Below are 17,836 nucleotides of genomic sequence, written 5' to 3'. Positions count from 1 at the left end.
GACCTCCCACATTATGGCTAACGAGAATTAACTTCTCGCAGCGGACGGCGTTTGTCAACGTCCAGGCTCCGGTGTTGTCCGACTACAGAGGGGCAGCCAGCAGCCGCTGGCCCAGTTGAATAAGGTCGGCGCCCAGCGATGGACGGGCGCGCAGGTGGCCAACCCGCACCACGCTGTTGACCAGGCCGAACACGCCGTGCACCGCTATCGCCGCTGTTGGGCGGCTGAGTTCTGGCCGCACTGAGACCAGCAGGTGCACCCACTCGGCGACATAGTCGTGCTGCGCCTGGCGGATGACGTGCCGCTGCTCTGCCGGCAGGTGGTCCACTTCGGTAACCAGCACCCCCATCAGGTCGGGGTGCTGGGTGAACAGGTCCACATAGGAGCGCAGCACATTGACCAGCGCCGCCTCTGGCGAACTGGAGTGGGCGACGGCGCGACCCAAGCCGAACTGCAGTACCTCGGCCCCCCGGTTCAGCGCTGCGTAGAGCAGCTCGTGCTTGCTGGCGAAGTGCTTGTACACGCTGGGCCCGGCGATCCCTGCCGCCAGCCCGATATCGTCGACACCGACCTCCAGATACCCGCGCCGGTTGAACAACTCGGTAGCCGCGCTGACCAGGTGCTCCCGGCGCGATGCCCGGGAGACCCGCGCGTCACCGTCGACATCGGCCGACTCCTCGGCAGTGACGGTCGCGGAAAGCACCGCGCGCCCCATCGCGTACAGCAGGTCAGCCATCCGATTGGCCGGCACGGCGACCCGGTGGCTGGCGGGGCTGGCCAGCACCCCCGACACCGACCAGACCAGCAGGTCGGCGGTGGACTGGGCGAGTGTCGGACGCTCGATCCGCAGTATGCCGGTCATCCGGGCATTCAGCCGGCACAGCCGATCGCGGGTCTGAGCCCTAGCCGCCTCGGGCAGATGCCTGGCCTCCCGCTGCCACAACGCGCCGATGTCGCGCCGCTGCGCCACCAACTCCGCCAAGCCTCGCAGCGCGCCGTCGGTGTCCACGTCAGCGGGCACCGCTGCCTCCAACGCCGCGAAGGCGTCCGCGACCACTTGCGCCAGCACATCACGCTTGTCACGGAAATGCCGGTACAGCGCCGGAGCGGAGATTCCCACCGCGCCGGCGACCTGGCTCATGCTGACTTCGTGGAACCCGTTGCGCGCGAACAACTCGGCGGCGGCGGTAACGATCAGCTCCCGCCGGTTGCCTGGCCGTGTCCGCCCGGCTGGCACCGACCACTCCTCTCACCAGGACCGGCGTCCCCGGCCGTCCGGTACCGTTCGCGCAGCTCGCGCTTGAGCACCTTGCCGGCAGCCGACAACGGTAGCTGGTCGACGAACGCGACGCTGCGGGGCACCTTGTAACCAGCGATCCGCCCCCGGCAGAACTCGCTCAGCTCCTGCTCGGCCACCTCTCGCCCGGCGGCGGGCACCACGACCGCATGCACTCGCTCGCCCCAGGTCGGGTCGGGCACCCCGATCACCGCGCAGGCGGCCACAGCAGGGTGCTGGGCGAGCGCATTCTCCACCTCGGCAGAGTACACATTCTCACCGCCACTGATGATCATGTCCTTGATCCGGTCGACGATGAACAGGTAACCGCCCGCGTCCAGGTATCCGCCGTCACCGGTAGTCCACCATGCCTGCAGGACTGGGGTCGTCGTCGCAGCAGACCGCGGTGGCCAACTCGGGACACTGCACGCGCAGCCGCTCGCCCGTCCCACTGAAGGCGGAGTCGACCAGCAGCGCCCGCGTGCCCGACTCGCGTACCGCGCCCGCCAGCTCCGCCTCGCTCCACCGGGTGTTCAGCGGCACGACGACGCCGTCCGCCCAGGGCACCGCGAGCAGGCACTCCAGATACCGGTCGGAATTCGCGGCCAACATCGCCACCCGGCCGCCGGCCGTGATGCCCAGCGAACGCAGCCCGCCGGCCAGCCGCGCGATCCGGGCCGCGGACTCGGCCACCGTCCGAGTCCGCCCGCCGTCGACGGTCAGCACGCGCTGCGGGTTCTGTTGCACCGCCCGGTGCAAGGTCTGCGTAAGGTGCATCGCATAGCTCCCGTCCCCATATTGGCTAACATGGATTCACTTCATGTAAGCGACCCTAGCACGATCCGTTCAGACATGGACCGGCGTCACCACCGCACCGTCCCTGCGCCTGCGATCGTGCCGCCCCGCATAAGGGAGGTCGCCGTTCGGGCTACCCCACGAGCACGTGTTGCGCAGCACCGACAGGGCAAGGTCGGGTCGAGGTTGGTCCTGACCAAGAACACCGCCGTCGCCGGGGTCCACGCGTCCTCGTCGGTCGCGGCAGTGGCGCTACTCGCCTATCGCGCGATCGTCGTGGCGCTCTGCTGCGGTGTCGCCGAGACGCTCGTGCACGTCGTCGTCGGGTGGCATTCGGGAATCGGTGATCCCTGGACGCTGGTTCGCGGGATGGCGGTGCGTGCGGTGATTGGCCTCGCTGCTTGTCGATCCGTTGACGGCGTTGGCCGCCAACGGATTCGGCGAGATCGGCGCCGGAATCACTCCCGCCGCGGCGCTTAAGTTGGCTGTCGGTGGTGGTTTCGGTGGTCGGCGACGCTCGCGGTCGCGACGGTAGGCACCGGATTGCTTGCATGCTGCCCAGGTGAGTGGGGCGAGGCGGCGCGTCGGGGTGCTCATGGGGTGGCCTTCAGGCGGTCACCCGCGAGGATCGCGTCGAGGTAGTCATCGACGGCGTTGCGGTTTCGGGTGAGTACCTCGATGCGGCGGGATATCCGGTTGCTCTCGTGTTTCAGTGTGGCGATCATTTCCGGTGTGGCATCGGAGAAGTGGATGGTGCGAGCCGGTAGCCGTTCTGGCTTCGTCGTGGCACGATCAGGCCTTGCTCCTCGTAATAGCGGAGGAGCCGGGGGGATGTTTGGGTGCGTTGGGACAGTGCTCCGATGCGCATGTGGTCCACCTCACAGTACGTTGCCGCTTGACCTTCACACTGATGTGAGAGTTTCAGGATACGTGCATGGCGAATCGCACATCTCATCCGGATACTTCGAGCATCGTGAAAGATGGTCGGCGACTACCGATTTCGGCGTTGTTGGCATTGACGATCGCCGCATTTCTGACCGTGTTGACCGAGGCTCTGCCGGCGGGTGTGTTGCCGGGAATGAGCGCTGGACTGCACGTGGGCGAGTCGGCGACCGGGCAGTTGGTAACGGTGTACGCGGTGGGCACCGCGGTGTCGGTGATTCCGTTGTCGGTCGTGACGGCGGGCTGGCGGCGTAAGCGTCTGCTGCTTGCCGGAGTCGCTGGTTTCCTGGTGGCGAACACGGTGACCGCAGTGTCGCTGATGTTCGCAGTCACGCTGGTCGCGCGGTTCGTGGCGGGTATCGCCGCGGGCGTCGTGTGGTCGCTGCTGGCCGGATATGCCGTGCGTATGGCGTCGGAGTCGTTGCGGGGCAAGGCGATCGCCATCGTGATGGCAGGAATCCCGCTGGCGTTGTCGTTGGGGATTCCGGCCGGCACCTTCCTGGGGCAGGCGTTGGGTTGGCAGGTGACGTTCGGTGTGATGTCGGCGGTGGCGGTGGTGCTGATCGGCTGGATCGTTGCGGTGGTGCCGGAGTTTCCGGGGCCGGGAAGGGCGGGCCGGATCCCGATCCGGGCCACCGCGAAGGTGCCGGGGGTTGGTGCCGTGCTGTTGGTGACCCTGACGTTCGTGCTGGCGCACAACATTCTCTACACCTATGTGGCGACGTTCCTGCACGAGGTCGGGCTGGGTGGCGAGGTCGGCGCGGTACTGCTGGTTTTCGGTATCGCATCCATGGTGAGCATCTGGTTCACCGGCGCGTACATCGACCGTCGGCTACGCGGATTAACCATCGCCGCAACGATTCTGGTAGCCGTGGCGGCGGCAGGCTTGGCGTTGCTTTCCGGCGACGTTGCGCTGGTGTACCTCGCTGCCGCACTGTGGGGGTTGGGTTGGGGCGGTGTGCCCACGCTGCTGCAAACCGCGGCCGCGGTTGCGGGCGGGGAGGCTGCCGACACCGCGCAGGCCATGCTGGTGACCCTGTGGAACGTGGCGATGGCCGGTGGCGGTGTGGTCGGCGGCGTTCTGCTGGATGCGTTCGGGCCCAGGGTGTTTCCATGGAGTGTGCTGGTGTTGCTCGCACCGACACTGCTGGTGGTCTCGGCGGCCCGCGCCCACGGCTTCGCAACTCGCCCAGCTCCGGATGCGATTGCGACCATTCCCGCTGAATCCATTGCTGCCGAGTAGGGTTCGAGCGTGACGATCACGCTGGGGGTCCTTCTTCCCCGGGTGGATCTTCACTGGACCGACGATCACGATCTTCGCATACCGGAGAGTGCGGGGACAGGCACTGGCCCGGGTCCGCAATCTGCCCGCGGGACTCTTCGATGTCGCCGCGGAGGCGGCCCAGGTCGCGTACGGCGGGGCCCGGACTACCGGTGTAGCGGCCCCGTCGCGTAATACGAGCGACAGACGCCCTGGTCCAGATCGGTGGCGGCTTCCAGGACCGAGGTTCCGTCGGCGGACGGGAGTAGGGGCGAGCTGTAGTTTTTGCAGGGGGCGTCGACGATGTCGGCGATGGGGATCGGCGCGGGGATTTCGTACCAGAGGCCGTTGCCGAGGTTGTTGTTGGCGAGTATGTCGTGGCCCGAGTAGGGGGTTTGCTGTCCGGCGATGTTGGACTGCATTTGGCCCGAGAGGAGGATGGTGCCGTGCGGGGCGGGGGTGGGGCTCCAGACGGGGTAGGGGGTGTGCTGGGTGTAGCCGTTTCCGGCCGCGGTGCGGACCATGGTTCCGAGGAAGCGGGGGTCGCCGTAGTTCCAGCCGTCGGCGGAGCGGCGGAAATAGATGAGGCAGGGGTGGATCATGTCGGTGTTGCAGATCTCGTAGGTCATGAAGTACGAGCCGTCGGGCAGTTGGATGGCGTTGGCCATGCCGGGGCGCACGTCGGGGACGTCGCTGACCACGGTGTCTGCCTTGTCCACCCAGTGTATGGCGTCGGGTGAGCGGACCTGGACGAGTTTCTGGCTGTGCGCGAGGCTGTCGGTTTCATCGGAGTAGTAGGCGACCAGTTCGCCGTCGCCCGCCACCGACAGGCTCGGCTCCCAGGCCGCGGGCAGACGCGGGCCCCAGTCGGCGAGACTGAAGAAGGTGTCGGCGGATTCGATGCTGGAGACGTATTGCCAGTGGAAGCCGTGGTCGGTGCTGGCCCAGAGCCGCTGCTCGACATGCCGGACCACGTTCAGGATGTCGAAATACGTGGTGTCGGCCCACAACAGCGTGCCCTCCGGCAGGGTGCCGACCGCCAGCGGCAGTTCCATCAGGCTGGAGCAGCACAGGCGGCGGGCGGTGACGTCGGTGGTGACCGGGTCGACGATGGTGGCGCGCTGCTGGAAGGTCTTGCCGCCGTCGGTGCTGGCCAGGATGACGCCGGTCTGCTGCAGGGTGTTGACGCTGGCGACGATCGTGCCGTTGGCGTTGCCGCTGTGTCCCAGGCGAATCAGCCGCGGATAGAAGCTGCTTCCCGGATAGAGCAGGCCGCGCGCCGCGTTGCGGCCCGCGACGTGTGGGGCGGCATCGACCGGCGCGGCGAGGGCGCCCATGCCCAGTGCAGTCAGGGCGGTGACCAGCAATACGACCAGACGGCGCACCGAGGAACCTCCAAGCTGATCGGCGGACTATGGCAACCGTTCGACACCCGGAAAATGAACCCTAGCAGCGGATACGGTCTTCCGTCCCTCGAACCGCCCACGCAACAGCCGGCTCTCGGCCGGAACGTGTGCTGGAGAACCAACCGGTCCGGCCGCTGTCAGCCCCGCCCGGTTGATCTTTCGAGCTGGGCCGCGAGCGCGACCGCGGTGGCGGGGTATCGAGCGAGCAGGTCGGTTGCCTCGCGGTTTCCTGTCGGTTCTGGTTCCTGCCAGCCGTCCTGGATGCCGAGCAGTCCGGCGAGGGCGTCGCAGGCGGCGGGGTGGGCGGCCAGGAGCTCGGTGGCCGGGCCGCGCGGTGTCACGACGACCGATGCTGCGGGGGTGGCGGATTCGGCCGACCAGGGTGGGACGAAGGTGTCGATGGCGGGCAGGGCTGCAGGGAAGGTGCGGGCCGCTTCGCGGACCAGGCCGGGGATCAGGTGGACCGTTTGATCTTTGAGGGTGGTGATGAGCTTGGGCAGCCAGGGCAGCAGTACCGCGTCCGGTAGCGTGCCGAAGGCCTTCGACAACAGCTCCACCACAAAGGGTTTCAATGCCGGGGCGGGGTCGATGGCCTGGACGAAACCGCTCACGTAGTGCGGAACCGTCGGCAGCACCAGCGGATTGGCGAGCATGTCGTCGCATCGCTCGCGCAGGTCGGCCATGGTGAGCAGGCCGAGCTGGAATCGTGCCGCCCACAGCAGGGCCACCTTGGCCGGCGCCTCCGGATGTGATTGCAGCACAGCCAATTCCAGCTGGGTGTGATCGCAGCCCAGCGACAGCGCCAGGTTCTCCATCCCGAACAGGAAGCCGAGCATGGCCGCGACCTGCGCCGGTCCGGTCTCCTCGGCGGCGAACGCGGTGGGCAGCAGGGTGCAGTAGTGCGCGTACCCGGCCGTCACGAACCGCTCGCACCACGCCGGCAGGCCGCTTTCGGTGGAGCGGAAGTAGTTGAGCAGCACCCGGATGTGACGCAGCACGACGGGCGCGTCGTCCACCGTTCGTTCGGTGGCGAGGAGTTCGACCGCGCGATGGCCCAGCTCGTCGGCGAGCCGGGCCGATCCCAGATAAACGAGTGCATCCTCGACCGTGGCCAGCGCCACCGCCGCGGTCGCGTCGGGTGCGGCGACCGCGGCCCGCAGGCGCTGCTCCAGCACCTGTTCCACCGACACGCCCTCGTAGCCGAGCTCGACCAGCGAGCGCTGGTATTTCCCGAGCCCGATGTCCCAGCTTTCCTGGATCGAGGTCTCGCCCAGTCCCTGTGAGCCCATGATGGGTCGCAGCGCGTCGTGTGGGAGCAGCCTGCGCAGCAGCCACAGCAGATCCGAGCACGGCCGCAGGTCCGGATTCGTCTTCAGGTCCAGCAGGGCGCGCTGCAGCGTCCGTTTGGACAGATCCAGCCCGAGCGGCGCCAGCCGGTCGAGCACATCGCGCGCCAGCGGCGGCAGCGCCGCGTAGCCGACCTGGCCGATGCGGTCGCCGCCGAGCAGGATTTCGCACAGCCGCCGCACATCGCGCCGGCCCGGCACCGTGTCCTTCTCGATGCAGGTGACGGCCGCGTCCTGGAAATCGTACGGTGTCGGGCGGGCGCGATTGCGCAAGCCAGCCAGCAGGATCGAGGTCTCGAAGATGGCGATGGCGTCGGCCGTACTGGCCAGGTACCCGTTGCGCCGGGCCAGTCGGACGATATCCACCGACCACTCCAGGAGTTCGGCCTCGTCGAGCGGATCCAGCACCGCCGGGCGCGCCAGGAATCCCGAAAGTCGGTCCGTCACTTCGGCTTCCGGCGTGGCGGGAAGCAACGGTTTCTTGACGCGCTTAGTCGGCTTCTGCTGGCCTTCCAACTGGAACGACTGCAATCGGCTGCGCCGCAGGCCCTTCGCCCAGGTGGCCGCCGCGATCGACACCGCACCGCCGGCCAGCCCGAACTGCGCCTCGATTGCGGAATGGCTGGAGGGAATCAGCCCGTAGTGCCACACCGTTGCCGAGCGCGGCGAGATCTCGAACGTTGCGCTGGACGCAAGCCCGAACTGTTCGACCGGGCTGGCCGCGTGGGCCGCGCCGCACACGTACAGTGCCTGGGCGGGGTCGATGTCGTTGGCGGCCAGGTGTTCCCGCATGCGGGTCCACATGTACCGCTCACGGTCCTCGTCCTCGGTGGTACTGCCGCGCCGCAGCCGCCGGAACAGGCTGCCGATCATCACCATGACCTGGCGGTAGGTGTCGTAGTCGGCGTCCACCAGCGGCTGCTCGACGTATTGGTCCCACCATTCCGACCAGTGCCGGACCTTGCCGTGGTGCAGCAGGTGTTCTTCGAGATCTGCGAAATGCGGTCGCAGATCACCGATTTCGACGCCGATCGCGCCGCCGTGCAGGTCCCCGTCCGCTGGCTGCTCGCCCTCGGCGGACGGTTCCACGTGCTCCGGCCGGGGCGCCCACTGGAAGACATGATCGGTGGACCGGTCCACCGGCACCAGCTCGACGCCCGGCGTGTCCAGCGCGTAGGCGATGGCCTGGTATTCGGCCGACGATTCGGTGATCGGGGCGACCACCGACAGCGGCGCCCATTCCGCCGGGAAGCCCTCGGTGTCGGTGGCGAAGGCCTGCAGCGCGATCGGCAGCCGGCAGTTGCGCAGCTCGTCGAGCAGCGGCCGCATGTCCTCACAGAGCTCCAGGTAGATGACGCTCGGCTGCTTGTCGCGCAGCCGCCGCACCATGGCCAGACCGGAGGCGGGGGAGTGGTGGCAGACCGGGAAGATCTCCAGCCGCTGCGACAACGCCCGATCGACATCGTCGACCATGCCCGCCAGGATGTCGCCGGGCGCCCCGGCGAACGCGACGGCCGCGTCCGTGAGCTGATCCCGCAGGGCAGCAAAGGTATTCGGCGCGGGCCGGGCCTGCGAGACGGTCACGAGAGCCTCGCGATCGCGGCCCGGCCGCCCTCCAGGAATTCGCCCCAGGCGGAATCACCCTTCTCGGCCTTGGTGCGCGGCTCGACCACGCCGTGCAGGTACTTGTTCAGAATGGCCAGATCCTCCGGGGTGCGCCGGGCCAGGGACCCGACGAGCGAGCCGGCGAGGGTCTCGGCGCGCAATTCCCGCTCGCCGAAGAACTGGCTGTGCAGGATGGCGTCCTCGAGCACGCCTATCTGCTCGGCGGTGGACAGCGCCGATTCCAGCTTGTCGTCGTCGCTGGTGGCGGCCGACGCGGCGGCGCGCAGGTCGGCGAAGCTCTCCAGCAGGATGTCCAGCAGCGTGGGCGGCAGCTCCAGCTCGATGGAATGGCGGCGCAGCAGTTCCGCGGTGCGGAATCGCACGATCTCCGCCTCGCTCTTCTTGTTGGACACCACCGGGATCCGCACGAAGTTGAAGCGTCGCTTGAGCGCGGAGGACAGGTCGTTCACGCCCCGGTCGCGGCTGTTGGCGGTGGCGATGATGGAGAATCCCGGCTGGGCGAACACCACATTGTCGTCGTCGAGCTCGGGAATGGAAACGTACTTCTCCGAGAGGATGGAGATCAGCGCGTCCTGTACGTCGCTGGTGGAGCGGGTGAGCTCCTCGAAGCGGCCGATCACGCCCTGTTCCATGGCGGTCATGATCGGGGAGGGGATCATCGACTCCCGGGACTGGCCCTTGGCGATGACCATGGAGATGTTCCACGAGTATTTGATGTGATCCTCGGTGGTGCCGGCGGTGCCCTGCACCACCAGCGTGGAATTGCGGCTGATGGCCGCGGACAAGAGCTCGGCCAGCCAGCTCTTGCCGGTGCCCGGATCGCCGATGAGCAGCAGGCCGCGGTCCGAGGCCAGAGTGACGATGCTGCGCTCGACGAAGCTGCGGTCACCGAACCACTTCTGCTCCACCTCGCGGTCCAGGCCGTCCGCGCGTTCGGAGCCGAGTATGAACAGCCGCACCATCTTCGGGCTCAGCCGCCAGGCGAACGGCTTGGGGCCGTCGTCGATGGACTCCAGCCAGTCCAGTTCCTCGGCGTATTTGACCTCGGCGGGGGCGCGCAAGACGTCGTTCATGGTGGCAGGTCTCCTAATCGAGGAAGTTTTTGAGTTCGTGTACGAGCTTCTGGATGCGTCCGGAAATCACCGGGGTGCCAAGGTTTTTGAACCGTTCGCGGAACCACGGGTTGACGCTCTGGTGGCCGGAGCTGTTCACCGAGCCGACCGGGATGAGCTTCACTCCGGAGCGGTGCACCGCCTCCATGGACTCGAAAAGCGGTTGGGAGCGGTCGAACTCGTAGAAGTCCGAGATCCACACCAGCACGGTATTTTTCGGGTCGGTGATCTTGGGCTGGGCCATGGCCATGGCGACCGGGCCGTCGTTGCCGCCGCCGAGATTGGTGCGAAGGAGCACCTCGAACGGGTCGTGCACCCAGGGGGTGAGATCCAGGGCGCGGGTGTCGTAGGCGATGAGATGCACATCCACCTTGGGCAGTCCCGCGAAGATCGATGCCAGGATCGTGCAGTTCACCATGGAGTCGACCATGGAGCCGGACTGGTCCACCACCACGATCATGCGGGCAGGGACGGTGCGCTTGGCGGTCCGGCGGTAGTAGAGCCGGTCGACGTAGAGGCGTCCGTCCTGAGGATTCCAGTTGGGCAGGTTCTTCCAGATCGTCCGGTCCACATCCAGGTTGCGCAGGATGCGCTTGGGTGGGACCGAGCGATCGACGGTGCCGGCGCTGGTCTGCTGCACCTGGGTGCGGAGCACCTCGGCGACCTCGTCGATGTAGCGGCGGATGAGCCGTTTGGCATTGGCCAGGGCCACGCCCGACAGATTGTGCTTGTCCCGCAACAGCTGTTCGATGAGCGACATGCTCGGGGTGAGCTGGGCCGCCAGGTGCGGATCGGCCAGCACCTCGCGCAGCCGCATGCGGGACACCAGTTCGCCTTCCAGGCCGGTGAGCACCCCGTGTACCGCGCCGGCCTGCTCCTCGCCCAGGCAGCGGCGCAGCCAACCGGCATCGGACTGCCAGCCCGCCAGCTGGGTGGCGCTGACCGTGCCGGAGCCGGTGGCGAACACGTTCAGCAGCAGCTTGGAAACCAGTGCGGCAGTGCGGACATCGGCCGCGCCGATGGCCGGCGCCGCAGCGGGTTCGGCCTCGTCGTCGTCGGTGTCCTCGGAGAAGTCGAGGCGCTCGAACTCCGCCTTCATCTCCGGATAGCGTTGCACCACATTGTCGATGGAGATACCGGGATCGAGGACGGCCAGCGGCAGGCCCAGATCGCCGGTAATGCTCGCGCTCGCCTGTTCCAGCGTCGGTTGCTGATCCGGGTTGAAGACACCGGCAAGCAGACGCCAGTACAGGATCTGGCGTCGCGTCTCGTGATTCGTCATTGGCGCAACAGCTTTCCCGCGCGCTCGCGCAACACCGCCACGGCATCGCCCGACTTGGCCTGTGCCTTGGCGACTTTCGGGTCGGTCGGGCCCAATGCCCAATCGCCGTTGTGGAAGGCGGTGAGCGCGCTCTTGACCTTGCGCCGCACCGCCAGCGGTCGTACCGACCAGGCGCCGTCCCAGCGCAGCAGGCCGATCATGGTGCTGGAGGCGCTCACGCCCGCCGGAGTAATCGGACCCGCCGTCGGCAGCGCGGACATGTCCACGCGAATTCGCTGGTCACCCAGCTCCAGTGCACCGTCGCGGAATCGATACTCCTCGAGCAGAACCGGCTCGGCGATGTGCACCGGATCGCGATCCAGCGGTGCGACGGCCGGGGCATGGGCCTGCGGCAGCTGTACCGTGGCGGTGACGAATGGATCGGCGGCCTCCCCGGCCTTGGCCCGATCGTCGTCCCACAGCAGGTCTCCTGCGGCCGTCAGCGGCATGCCGGTCAGCTCCAGCGTGCGGTGCTCGGCCAGGGCGGTGAGCAGTTGCCGATGCGTATTCAGCAGTTGCCAGATCGCCGGTCCCACAATGGTGTCCACCTTCGCCGCCGCCACGGACACCCGCACCCGGCGGGTCGGCACGCCCGCGGTCTCGACCACGCCGTGCAGCTGTGCCTGCACCGCGGTCCCGTGCTCGTGCAGCTCCACGCCCAACGGCAGCAGGCGACCCGAAACCAGCTCGCTCGCAGTGGATTCCGCGCCGCGCCAGGACAGCAGCAGGGCTCGGGCCCACAGATCGGCCCAGCGTCGGGCGGGCACCTGATCCATGGTGGCGATCGGTGCGCAGGCGCCCAGTTCGGCGGTGAAACCGTCCAGCAGCATCGCCAACCGCCGCAACGCGGGCTCGGCGAGCAGCGATTCCACGGTGCGATCCGCGGCCGCTACCAGGTCGTGGTCCACGCCGCGCCATCCGGCGATGGCCAGTTCGCCCAGCCAGCCGCGCGGGCCCGCGGCGAGCGGGTTCGGGGCGGCGGCATCCGGTGTGCTGGTCCACTCGAATCGACTGCGGCCCAACGCCGTATCGGCCTGTTCGGTCAGCGCGTCGTGCACCGCGCCCAGCAGGGCGGCCCGAGCGGCGGCCAGGGCTGCCAGGTCCTCCGTGCCGATCGCGCCCGTGCTCACCTTCGACACCGCCCGCGCCGCCGCCTCGGCCAGCGGCGAGCCCGCGACGGCCCCGGCCAGCGCGGCCAGCGCCGCGCCCTGCGGTTCGGATACCCGGGCGAATCCGTTCACCAGGGCGGTATCGAAGCCGCCCACCACCTCCAGCGCCGCCGCGGTGCCGGTGGGCAGATCCGCCAGCGCGGCCAGTTGTACCGCCTGCATCACCGACCCACCCCCGCCGGAAACCAGTGCAGCTCCGGGATCGGCGTGGCGCCGCCCGGCAGTTCGAGATAGGTCAGATGCCGCAGGAACCGGCTGAACACCGCGGCAGCGGGGGCCGGATCGCGAGTTCCGTTGAGACAGGCGGTAATCGAGCCGCCATCGGGGACCTCGACCCGCAGGAAGCGGGCCACCCGGTCCTGCCCGTATTGCAGCACCGCCTCATCGATGAGGGCATCGATGTGCTTGCAGGCCCACCCCTGATTCAACCCGCCGCACGGGCGATTGTTGTTGGTGCTGCAGCTCAGCCCGTGCGTGCCCGCGGCCACCGACGCGACGTACACGCGCGAGATATCGGAGCCGCTCGAGACCACCCCCTGTAGGCGCCCGTCGGCTAGCTCCACGAACGGCACCTTGTTCAGCTTGCGCGGCGCGACGGCGGGCAACACCCGCACTATGGAGGCGCCTTCCCAGGCCGGTCCATCCGGCGTGGCACTCGGATTCGAGCTCATCGTTCTCCCTCCCGGTCGATCACGATGCGCCCAAGGTATGCGATGCCACCGACAAGTTCCGCCCCGTTTCCGAATCGGCTGGTGCGGAACGTTTTCCCGCAACGCCGAGCCCCGCGTCGCCGATCCGCGTGGCGGCGGATCAGCGCAGTCGATTGTGCTGCTTCCACCAATTCATCAGGCCCGCCGCGTCATTCGGGCCGGCGGCGAAGTAGACCCCGAGAACGTTCTGGGGATTCGAGGTGAATTCGATCGTCGGCACGACCCCGGCGCCGTTGGACAGGATGCATTCGTATCGCCCCGCCGAGTAGGCGTTGTCCGGTGCGCCGTCGGCACAGGCCGTGTGCGCCGAGGACTGCCGGTCGTTGTCGTAGCTCTGCTGTAGTGTCGCGGCGTCGGGGTAGAGAAAGAAGGCCGCCTCCAGGCGGCCCGCGTACGGGTCGCAGTGCAGCGCGGCCACCTCGCTCGGTTCCGGATTCTGGTGGTAGCAGTTCGTTTGGTCGTATCCGGTGGGCAGATGCTGCAGCAGCGCGGCATCCTCCGGTGTGTAGTCCGGGCGCGCGTTGCTCGATGCGGTCGCGGGTCCGTACGGCATGCTTGCCGGTCTGCTCGATCTGGTCCGGCCGGTCGGGAGCGCCACTATCACGATGACGACGACGATGATCGCGATCGCGATCGCGACTGCGAGAACGATCGGTCCCCAGCTTCCGCGCCGCGCCGGGGCTGGGGCCGGTTCCGCTGGCAGCTCCGTGAGTGGATGCGGGACCTGCAGATCACCGAGCAGGGCGTGTAGATCCCCGCGAGTCTTGGCTCGGGTAGCGGCCTCGAGGCGGGAGTGATACTCCGCATTGTCGAGTTCGCCGTCGGCATAGGCATTGTCGAGCGCGGTACCCGCCATCGATCGGTCGAGGTCGCTGGCTCGCAGGGCGGCGCCGTCCTGCGGATGTTCGGAAGACACCGCATCATGGTCGCAGCCGGATCGGCTCGGCGGTAGATGCTTCGGTCGGCAATCGGAGCGGCCCGAAACCGGTTCACGCCGATAGCTGATAGTGCGCCAATCCGCGAATGTCGGAAGGTAGCGGCTCGGATTCTCGCCGATCCCAGCCATGTCGATGGTGTCGCGCGCCGCGGGTGGGAACGCATCGACGCGCGGCGCTGACCGGGCGGCCCACGCCCGCCGCCCGCTTCCGATTCGCGCTACTTTGGCACACGTGCAGCAGATGGAGCGTGGCGGGGTGGAGGGCATATTCGCCCTGTGGTCGGCGCCGCGCGGCACCGAACGGCCCGAGCTGTCCCGGCTGGAACTGCTCGCACTGTGTGCGTCGGTAGCGGAATGGCGCCGGCACAACGGACCGGCGACGTTGTACTGCGACGATCCGTATGTCCAATACCTGGAATGGACCGGGCTGCTCGGCCTGTGGGACAAGGTCGACACCGCGTTGTTCGCCTCGATGCGGTCGCTGGATGTCGACCCGAAGGCATACTTCAGCCTGGCGCGCATTCTCGCCGTCGGCGCCGCCCGGATTCCGTTCGCGTCGATCGACTGCGATTTGATCGTATGGCGCAGCCTGGCAAGGGAATTCGATACCCAGGGCGTGGTGTTCACGCACTGGGAATCGACTTGGCCCACGGTGTGGTATCCGCCGCCGCACGAGTTGCGGGCGCCGGATGGTTACACCCTCGACCCGCGGCGAAACTGGCGGCTCAACGCCGCCAATTCCAGCGTGCTCTATTTCGGGGCCGACGCCGCCCGGGTGCGCGAGGCCTACGTCGAGGAGGCGACGCGGTTCATCGTGGGCAACCCGGGGCGGTCCCATTACGAGGTCGGCCTGGCGCGAGAGCTGTTGTTCGCCGAGCAACGCCTGCTCCCGGTGATCGCCCGTGAGCACGCGCTCACTGCGACGCCGATCATCAACGCCGTCCATTCGCCGCTCGCCGGTGAATTCATCACCAACGACCCACGTTACGGCGTGTGGAACAATCTGCACATCATCAATCAGCCCACCGGGATCACGCACCTGTGGTATCACAAACGCTGGCGCGGCGATCTCCGGCTGCTCGGCGTGGAGCGCATCCTCGCCGCCAGGCTGAAATCCGATCATCCGCACGTCTTCGATATGGCGCAGAAGGCCTGTGCGGTCATGGAGGCCGCCAAAGCGGTCAGGGTCGAGAGGCGGCCGTGGTGGGAAGACGATGCGCCGGAATGACTTTCAGGACAGGTGCTTGCCGGCCTCCTTGCCGACCGATTCCTGATAGATATCGGCATAGGTGCGCTCGTCCTTGACCAGGTCGTCGCAGAAGGCCGCGACGTCGTCGCCGATGAGTTCCATGACGCCCTTGCCGGACGCGACTCCCTCTTCGAAGAAATCGACGAGTCCCGAGAGCAGATCCCCGTCGGTGAGCCCGACCGGGCCGATCTTGAAGAAATACTTCTGAATCTCGTCGTAGACGATCCGGTAATCCGGCGGGAGCGCCTTGACCCGCGCCACGTGCGCGCGCCATTCCCGCTTGCCTTCGATGATCTCGCGAATGCCCACGTTATTCTCCCAGCCTGCTCAGTTTCTTCGCAACGTTCTTGTTCAGCTGATCGCGCCACTTGTCGCGATAGCTCTTGGCGCCCTCCTCGCCGGCGATCGCGGCGCAGAAGCCCTGGATATCGCCGCCCAGTGCGTCCTGGACGCTCTGGCCGTCCGACGCGGTTTCCTCCAGCAGTCCCAGGACGCCGTCGAGGATCGGCATCAGGTTGCGACCGGTGAAATCCGTGTAGGGCGAGAGATGGCCCTTGATTTCCTCCCAGGCGGCTCGATATTCGTCCGGAAGTGCCGCGGCCCGCGCGTCGAAGGCCTTGTATTCCCGGGTGAGGTCGCTGCCTGTGATTGTCTCCCAGAAGTTCATTTCCTACTGTCCTTCAGCTCGTTGATGCGGGACGATACATACAGCCATTTCGCCCAGAACGTCGCGAGCTCTTCACGTCCGGCGTCGTTGAGTGCGTAGAACTTGCGCGGCGGGCCGACCTCGGACGGTCGTTTCTTGACATCGACCAGTCCGTTCTTCTCCAGCCGCAGCAGAATGGTGTAAACGGTCCCCTCGATGACGTCCGCGAAACCGAGTTCGTTCAGCCGTCGCGTGATGGCATAACCGTATGTCTCCTCGGTGTCGATGATCTGGAGAACGCAGCCCTCGAGCGTGCCCTTCAGCATCTCGGTCAAGTTGTCCGTGGCAGACCTCCTTCGATCCTCGGTCCACTATTCGGTGGTACCGACTACCACTAGACTGTATCACATAGTAGGGAAGCGGCGCTCGTGCAAGAAGGGGCCCGTCGGGAGCGGATCAGCGCTGGCGTCCGGCGTCTGCCAGGGCCTGGTACCCCGCGTTGTATCCGGGAATGAAGCTGATGCCGGGGCCGCCGTGGCAGCCCGCGCCGCACAGATAGAGCCCCTCGAGCGGGATGGGAAGGTCGGTGAATCCCCGCGGGCCGGGCCGGTTGATCCCGATCTGGTCGGGATGCAGCAGACCCTGGCAGAAGTCGCCGCCGGGTGCGCCGAACATCCGCTGCATATTCATCGGCGCGAAGGTGGTGTTCCGGATGATCAGTTTCTCGAAATTGGGTGCATAGCGGGTTATTTTCGCGATCACCCGGCGGGCCATCTCGGCTCGGAGCGAGTTGTAGTTCCCGTGCCGGGCCTCCACCGGAAACCAGAGCGCGAAGGCGCTGGCCGCGTGCTTGCCGGGCGGGGCCAGGCTGTCGTCGACGTCGCTGGGTATCTGCAGGGCGATGGACGGTTCCCGGGGCACCTGCCCGTGACGGCACTCCTCCCACTGCTGCTGCAATTGCTCCGTGGTGCTGAACAATGCGATGGATTCCTGCATCCCGGGAGCGTTCAGCAGCTCGTACGGCGCAGCGAATTCCGGGCGGCCGTCGAGGGCGAAATGCATCTGGAGATAGGCGCCGCGATGGTCCACGCGGGAGACCCTTGCGACGAGATCGGCGGGCAGCGCGCTCGGGTCCACCAGCTCGGTCAGGGTGACGTCGGGGGAGAGGTTGGACACGACGATCGGCGCGGAAATCGTTGAGCCGTCCTCGAGTTGGACCCCGGAGATCCGGCCGTTGGCGGTCGTAATCGCGCGCACCCTGGCGTGCAGGCGCAGTTCACCGCCGTGCTCGGTGAACATCCGCCGCAGATGAACGGGAAGGGCCCCCACCCCACCGGCGAACTTCGTCATCATCGGCATGCCGTCGGGTGGCGAGGCCAGACCGTAGGCCAGGCCCGCGGCGCTGCCCGGCGTCGCCGGACCGCGATAGGTCGTGTTCACCGCCAGGTAGGCCAGCATGGCGCGCAGGGACGCGTGCTTGTCCCGATCGGGCAGGTGCCGGTCGACGACGTCGGTGACGGATCCGAACAGCATGTCGGTAATCGCCTGACGCTCTTGCTCATTGGTCGCGCAGGCATACATCTCGTCGTAGGTCTTGGGCGGCTGCCGGACATCGAAGCGGCCCAGCGCCCGGGCCGGGGCCTGCGCCCAGAGGAACATCGCGGCCATGCCCATGACGGCCTCGTTGCCGTGCGCCTCGCCGAGATGAGCCATGAGCCGCACCGGATCTCGGTAGAAGATCAGCGGCGGGCCGCTGTCGGTGATATTGGTCGACATCACTTCGGGTTCGATCGTGGGCAACGTGTCGAGGCCGAGGTCCTCCCGGATGACGCCGGGCGTGGGAAACTGCACCGAACCGGCGATCTCGAAGTGGAAGCCGTCGACGAGCTCGAGCGAGGCGGCCATCCCTCCGGCGTAATGGTTCGCCTCCAGGCATACCGTCCGCAGGCCGCCGCGCTGCAGGATGGCGGCCGCGGTCAATCCGTTGTGTCCGGCTCCGACAACGATCGCGTCGTAGTCACTCATAGCATCACGCCTTGT

At 67.4% G+C, this 17,836-nt stretch carries 17 protein-coding genes and 1 pseudogene; 2 read left to right on the top strand and 16 right to left on the bottom strand.

What is annotated here, in order from left to right:
• Positions 1–82 precede the first annotated feature (82 nt).
• The 5 genes and pseudogenes from KO481_RS27980 to KO481_RS27965 all read right to left on the bottom strand — a co-directional run bounded on the left by KO481_RS27980 (position 83) and on the right by KO481_RS27965 (position 2,939).
• Positions 83–1,237: a TetR/AcrR family transcriptional regulator gene (locus KO481_RS27980; protein WP_215921418.1), complete on the bottom strand. Its 1,155-nt coding sequence runs from the start codon at positions 1,235–1,237 to the stop codon at positions 83–85.
• Positions 1,195–2,053, bottom strand: a pseudogene (locus KO481_RS27975) (AMP-binding enzyme). Before KO481_RS27975 ends, KO481_RS27980 begins: the two are co-directional and overlap by 43 nt.
• A gap of 270 nt (positions 2,054–2,323) precedes the next feature.
• On the bottom strand, positions 2,324–2,668 hold the full coding sequence (locus KO481_RS27970; protein WP_215921416.1) for a hypothetical protein: 345 nt from the start codon (positions 2,666–2,668) through the stop codon (positions 2,324–2,326).
• Positions 2,665–2,796, bottom strand: a complete 132-nt coding sequence (locus KO481_RS44060; protein WP_281066204.1) for a hypothetical protein — start codon at positions 2,794–2,796, stop codon at positions 2,665–2,667. Before KO481_RS44060 ends, KO481_RS27970 begins: the two co-directional genes overlap by 4 nt.
• Positions 2,793–2,939, bottom strand: coding sequence for a MerR family DNA-binding transcriptional regulator (locus tag KO481_RS27965; RefSeq protein ID WP_215921414.1), 147 nt, complete (start codon positions 2,937–2,939; stop codon positions 2,793–2,795). The genes KO481_RS44060 and KO481_RS27965 overlap by 4 nt, the downstream gene beginning before the upstream one ends.
• A 66-nt stretch (positions 2,940–3,005) precedes the next feature.
• Here KO481_RS27965 and KO481_RS27960 point away from each other — a divergent pair, with 66 nt between their 5' ends.
• Complete coding sequence (locus KO481_RS27960; RefSeq protein WP_215921413.1) at positions 3,006–4,256, top strand: MFS transporter; 1,251 nt, start codon at positions 3,006–3,008, stop codon at positions 4,254–4,256.
• Positions 4,257–4,441: 185 nt separating this feature from the next.
• Here the strand turns inward: KO481_RS27960 and KO481_RS27955 are convergent, their stop codons facing one another.
• The 7 genes from KO481_RS27955 to KO481_RS27925 all read right to left on the bottom strand — a co-directional run bounded on the left by KO481_RS27955 (position 4,442) and on the right by KO481_RS27925 (position 13,880).
• Entirely contained in the window at positions 4,442–5,659 is a 1,218-nt protein-coding gene (locus KO481_RS27955; protein ID WP_215921412.1) for a hypothetical protein, read from the bottom strand.
• A gap of 158 nt (positions 5,660–5,817) precedes the next feature.
• Entirely contained in the window at positions 5,818–8,610 is a 2,793-nt protein-coding gene (locus KO481_RS27950; RefSeq protein WP_215921411.1) for a DUF5682 family protein, read from the bottom strand.
• Positions 8,607–9,725: an ATP-binding protein gene (locus tag KO481_RS27945; RefSeq protein ID WP_215921410.1), complete on the bottom strand. Its 1,119-nt coding sequence runs from the start codon at positions 9,723–9,725 to the stop codon at positions 8,607–8,609. Before KO481_RS27945 ends, KO481_RS27950 begins: the two co-directional genes overlap by 4 nt.
• 13 nt (positions 9,726–9,738) lie before the next feature.
• The gene (locus KO481_RS27940; protein ID WP_215921409.1) at positions 9,739–11,046 is read right to left on the bottom strand and encodes a vWA domain-containing protein; all 1,308 of its coding nucleotides are present in this window, start codon (positions 11,044–11,046) and stop codon (positions 9,739–9,741) included.
• Complete coding sequence (locus KO481_RS27935) at positions 11,043–12,416, bottom strand: hypothetical protein (protein WP_215921408.1); 1,374 nt, start codon at positions 12,414–12,416, stop codon at positions 11,043–11,045. Before KO481_RS27935 ends, KO481_RS27940 begins: the two co-directional genes overlap by 4 nt.
• A complete protein-coding gene (locus KO481_RS27930) occupies positions 12,416–12,925 on the bottom strand; it encodes a hypothetical protein (RefSeq protein WP_215921407.1) in 510 nt (169 codons plus the stop codon). The genes KO481_RS27935 and KO481_RS27930 overlap by 1 nt, the downstream gene beginning before the upstream one ends.
• Before the next feature lie 139 nt (positions 12,926–13,064).
• Positions 13,065–13,880, bottom strand: coding sequence for a DUF1707 SHOCT-like domain-containing protein (locus KO481_RS27925; protein ID WP_215921406.1), 816 nt, complete (start codon positions 13,878–13,880; stop codon positions 13,065–13,067).
• A 253-nt stretch (positions 13,881–14,133) separates the two neighbouring features.
• On the opposite strand from KO481_RS27925, the gene KO481_RS27920 reads away from it, so the two are divergent.
• Positions 14,134–15,129 carry a hypothetical protein gene (locus KO481_RS27920; RefSeq protein WP_215921404.1) on the top strand — a complete coding sequence of 332 codons (996 nt, stop codon included), beginning with the start codon at positions 14,134–14,136 and terminating at the stop codon, positions 15,127–15,129.
• Between the two features lie 3 nt (positions 15,130–15,132).
• Here KO481_RS27920 and KO481_RS27915 read toward each other — a convergent pair whose 3' ends face one another.
• From KO481_RS27915 to KO481_RS27900, 4 genes are all read right to left on the bottom strand, one after another.
• Entirely contained in the window at positions 15,133–15,459 is a 327-nt protein-coding gene (locus KO481_RS27915) for a DUF1048 domain-containing protein (protein WP_215921402.1), read from the bottom strand.
• A gap of 1 nt (position 15,460) precedes the next feature.
• Positions 15,461–15,817 (bottom strand): DUF1048 domain-containing protein, encoded by a 357-nt coding sequence (locus KO481_RS27910; protein WP_215921400.1) that lies wholly within the window; start codon positions 15,815–15,817, stop codon positions 15,461–15,463.
• Complete coding sequence (locus KO481_RS27905; protein ID WP_215921648.1) at positions 15,814–16,122, bottom strand: PadR family transcriptional regulator; 309 nt, start codon at positions 16,120–16,122, stop codon at positions 15,814–15,816. Before KO481_RS27905 ends, KO481_RS27910 begins: the two co-directional genes overlap by 4 nt.
• A gap of 130 nt (positions 16,123–16,252) precedes the next feature.
• Positions 16,253–17,821, bottom strand: a complete 1,569-nt coding sequence (locus tag KO481_RS27900) for a phytoene desaturase family protein (protein WP_215921398.1) — start codon at positions 17,819–17,821, stop codon at positions 16,253–16,255.
• Positions 17,822–17,836: the final 15 nt, after the last annotated feature.

This window comes from Nocardia albiluteola, from assembly GCF_018860155.1.
Lineage (GTDB): Bacteria > Actinomycetota > Actinomycetes > Mycobacteriales > Mycobacteriaceae > Nocardia > Nocardia albiluteola.
Note: the sequence above shows the minus strand (reverse complement) of the source record. Positions and strands in the feature narration are given on the sequence as shown.

Excerpts from the sequence above, each read along its gene's own strand:
- KO481_RS44060 (WP_281066204.1), bottom strand. The coding sequence starts at position 2,796 with ATGATCGCCACACTGAAACACGAGAGCAACCGGATATCCCGCCGCATC.
- KO481_RS27900 (WP_215921398.1), bottom strand. The coding sequence starts at position 17,821 with ATGAGTGACTACGACGCGATCGTTGTCGGAGCCGGACACAACGGATTG.
- KO481_RS27970 (WP_215921416.1), bottom strand. The coding sequence starts at position 2,668 with ATGAGCACCCCGACGCGCCGCCTCGCCCCACTCACCTGGGCAGCATGC.
- KO481_RS27960 (WP_215921413.1), top strand. The coding sequence starts at position 3,006 with ATGGCGAATCGCACATCTCATCCGGATACTTCGAGCATCGTGAAAGAT.
- KO481_RS27930 (WP_215921407.1), bottom strand. The coding sequence starts at position 12,925 with ATGAGCTCGAATCCGAGTGCCACGCCGGATGGACCGGCCTGGGAAGGC.
- KO481_RS27935 (WP_215921408.1), bottom strand. The coding sequence starts at position 12,416 with ATGCAGGCGGTACAACTGGCCGCGCTGGCGGATCTGCCCACCGGCACC.
- KO481_RS27940 (WP_215921409.1), bottom strand. The coding sequence starts at position 11,046 with ATGACGAATCACGAGACGCGACGCCAGATCCTGTACTGGCGTCTGCTT.
- KO481_RS27910 (WP_215921400.1), bottom strand. The coding sequence starts at position 15,817 with ATGAACTTCTGGGAGACAATCACAGGCAGCGACCTCACCCGGGAATAC.
- KO481_RS27945 (WP_215921410.1), bottom strand. The coding sequence starts at position 9,725 with ATGAACGACGTCTTGCGCGCCCCCGCCGAGGTCAAATACGCCGAGGAA.
- KO481_RS27905 (WP_215921648.1), bottom strand. The coding sequence starts at position 16,122 with ATGCTGAAGGGCACGCTCGAGGGCTGCGTTCTCCAGATCATCGACACC.
- KO481_RS27965 (WP_215921414.1), bottom strand. The coding sequence starts at position 2,939 with ATGCGCATCGGAGCACTGTCCCAACGCACCCAAACATCCCCCCGGCTC.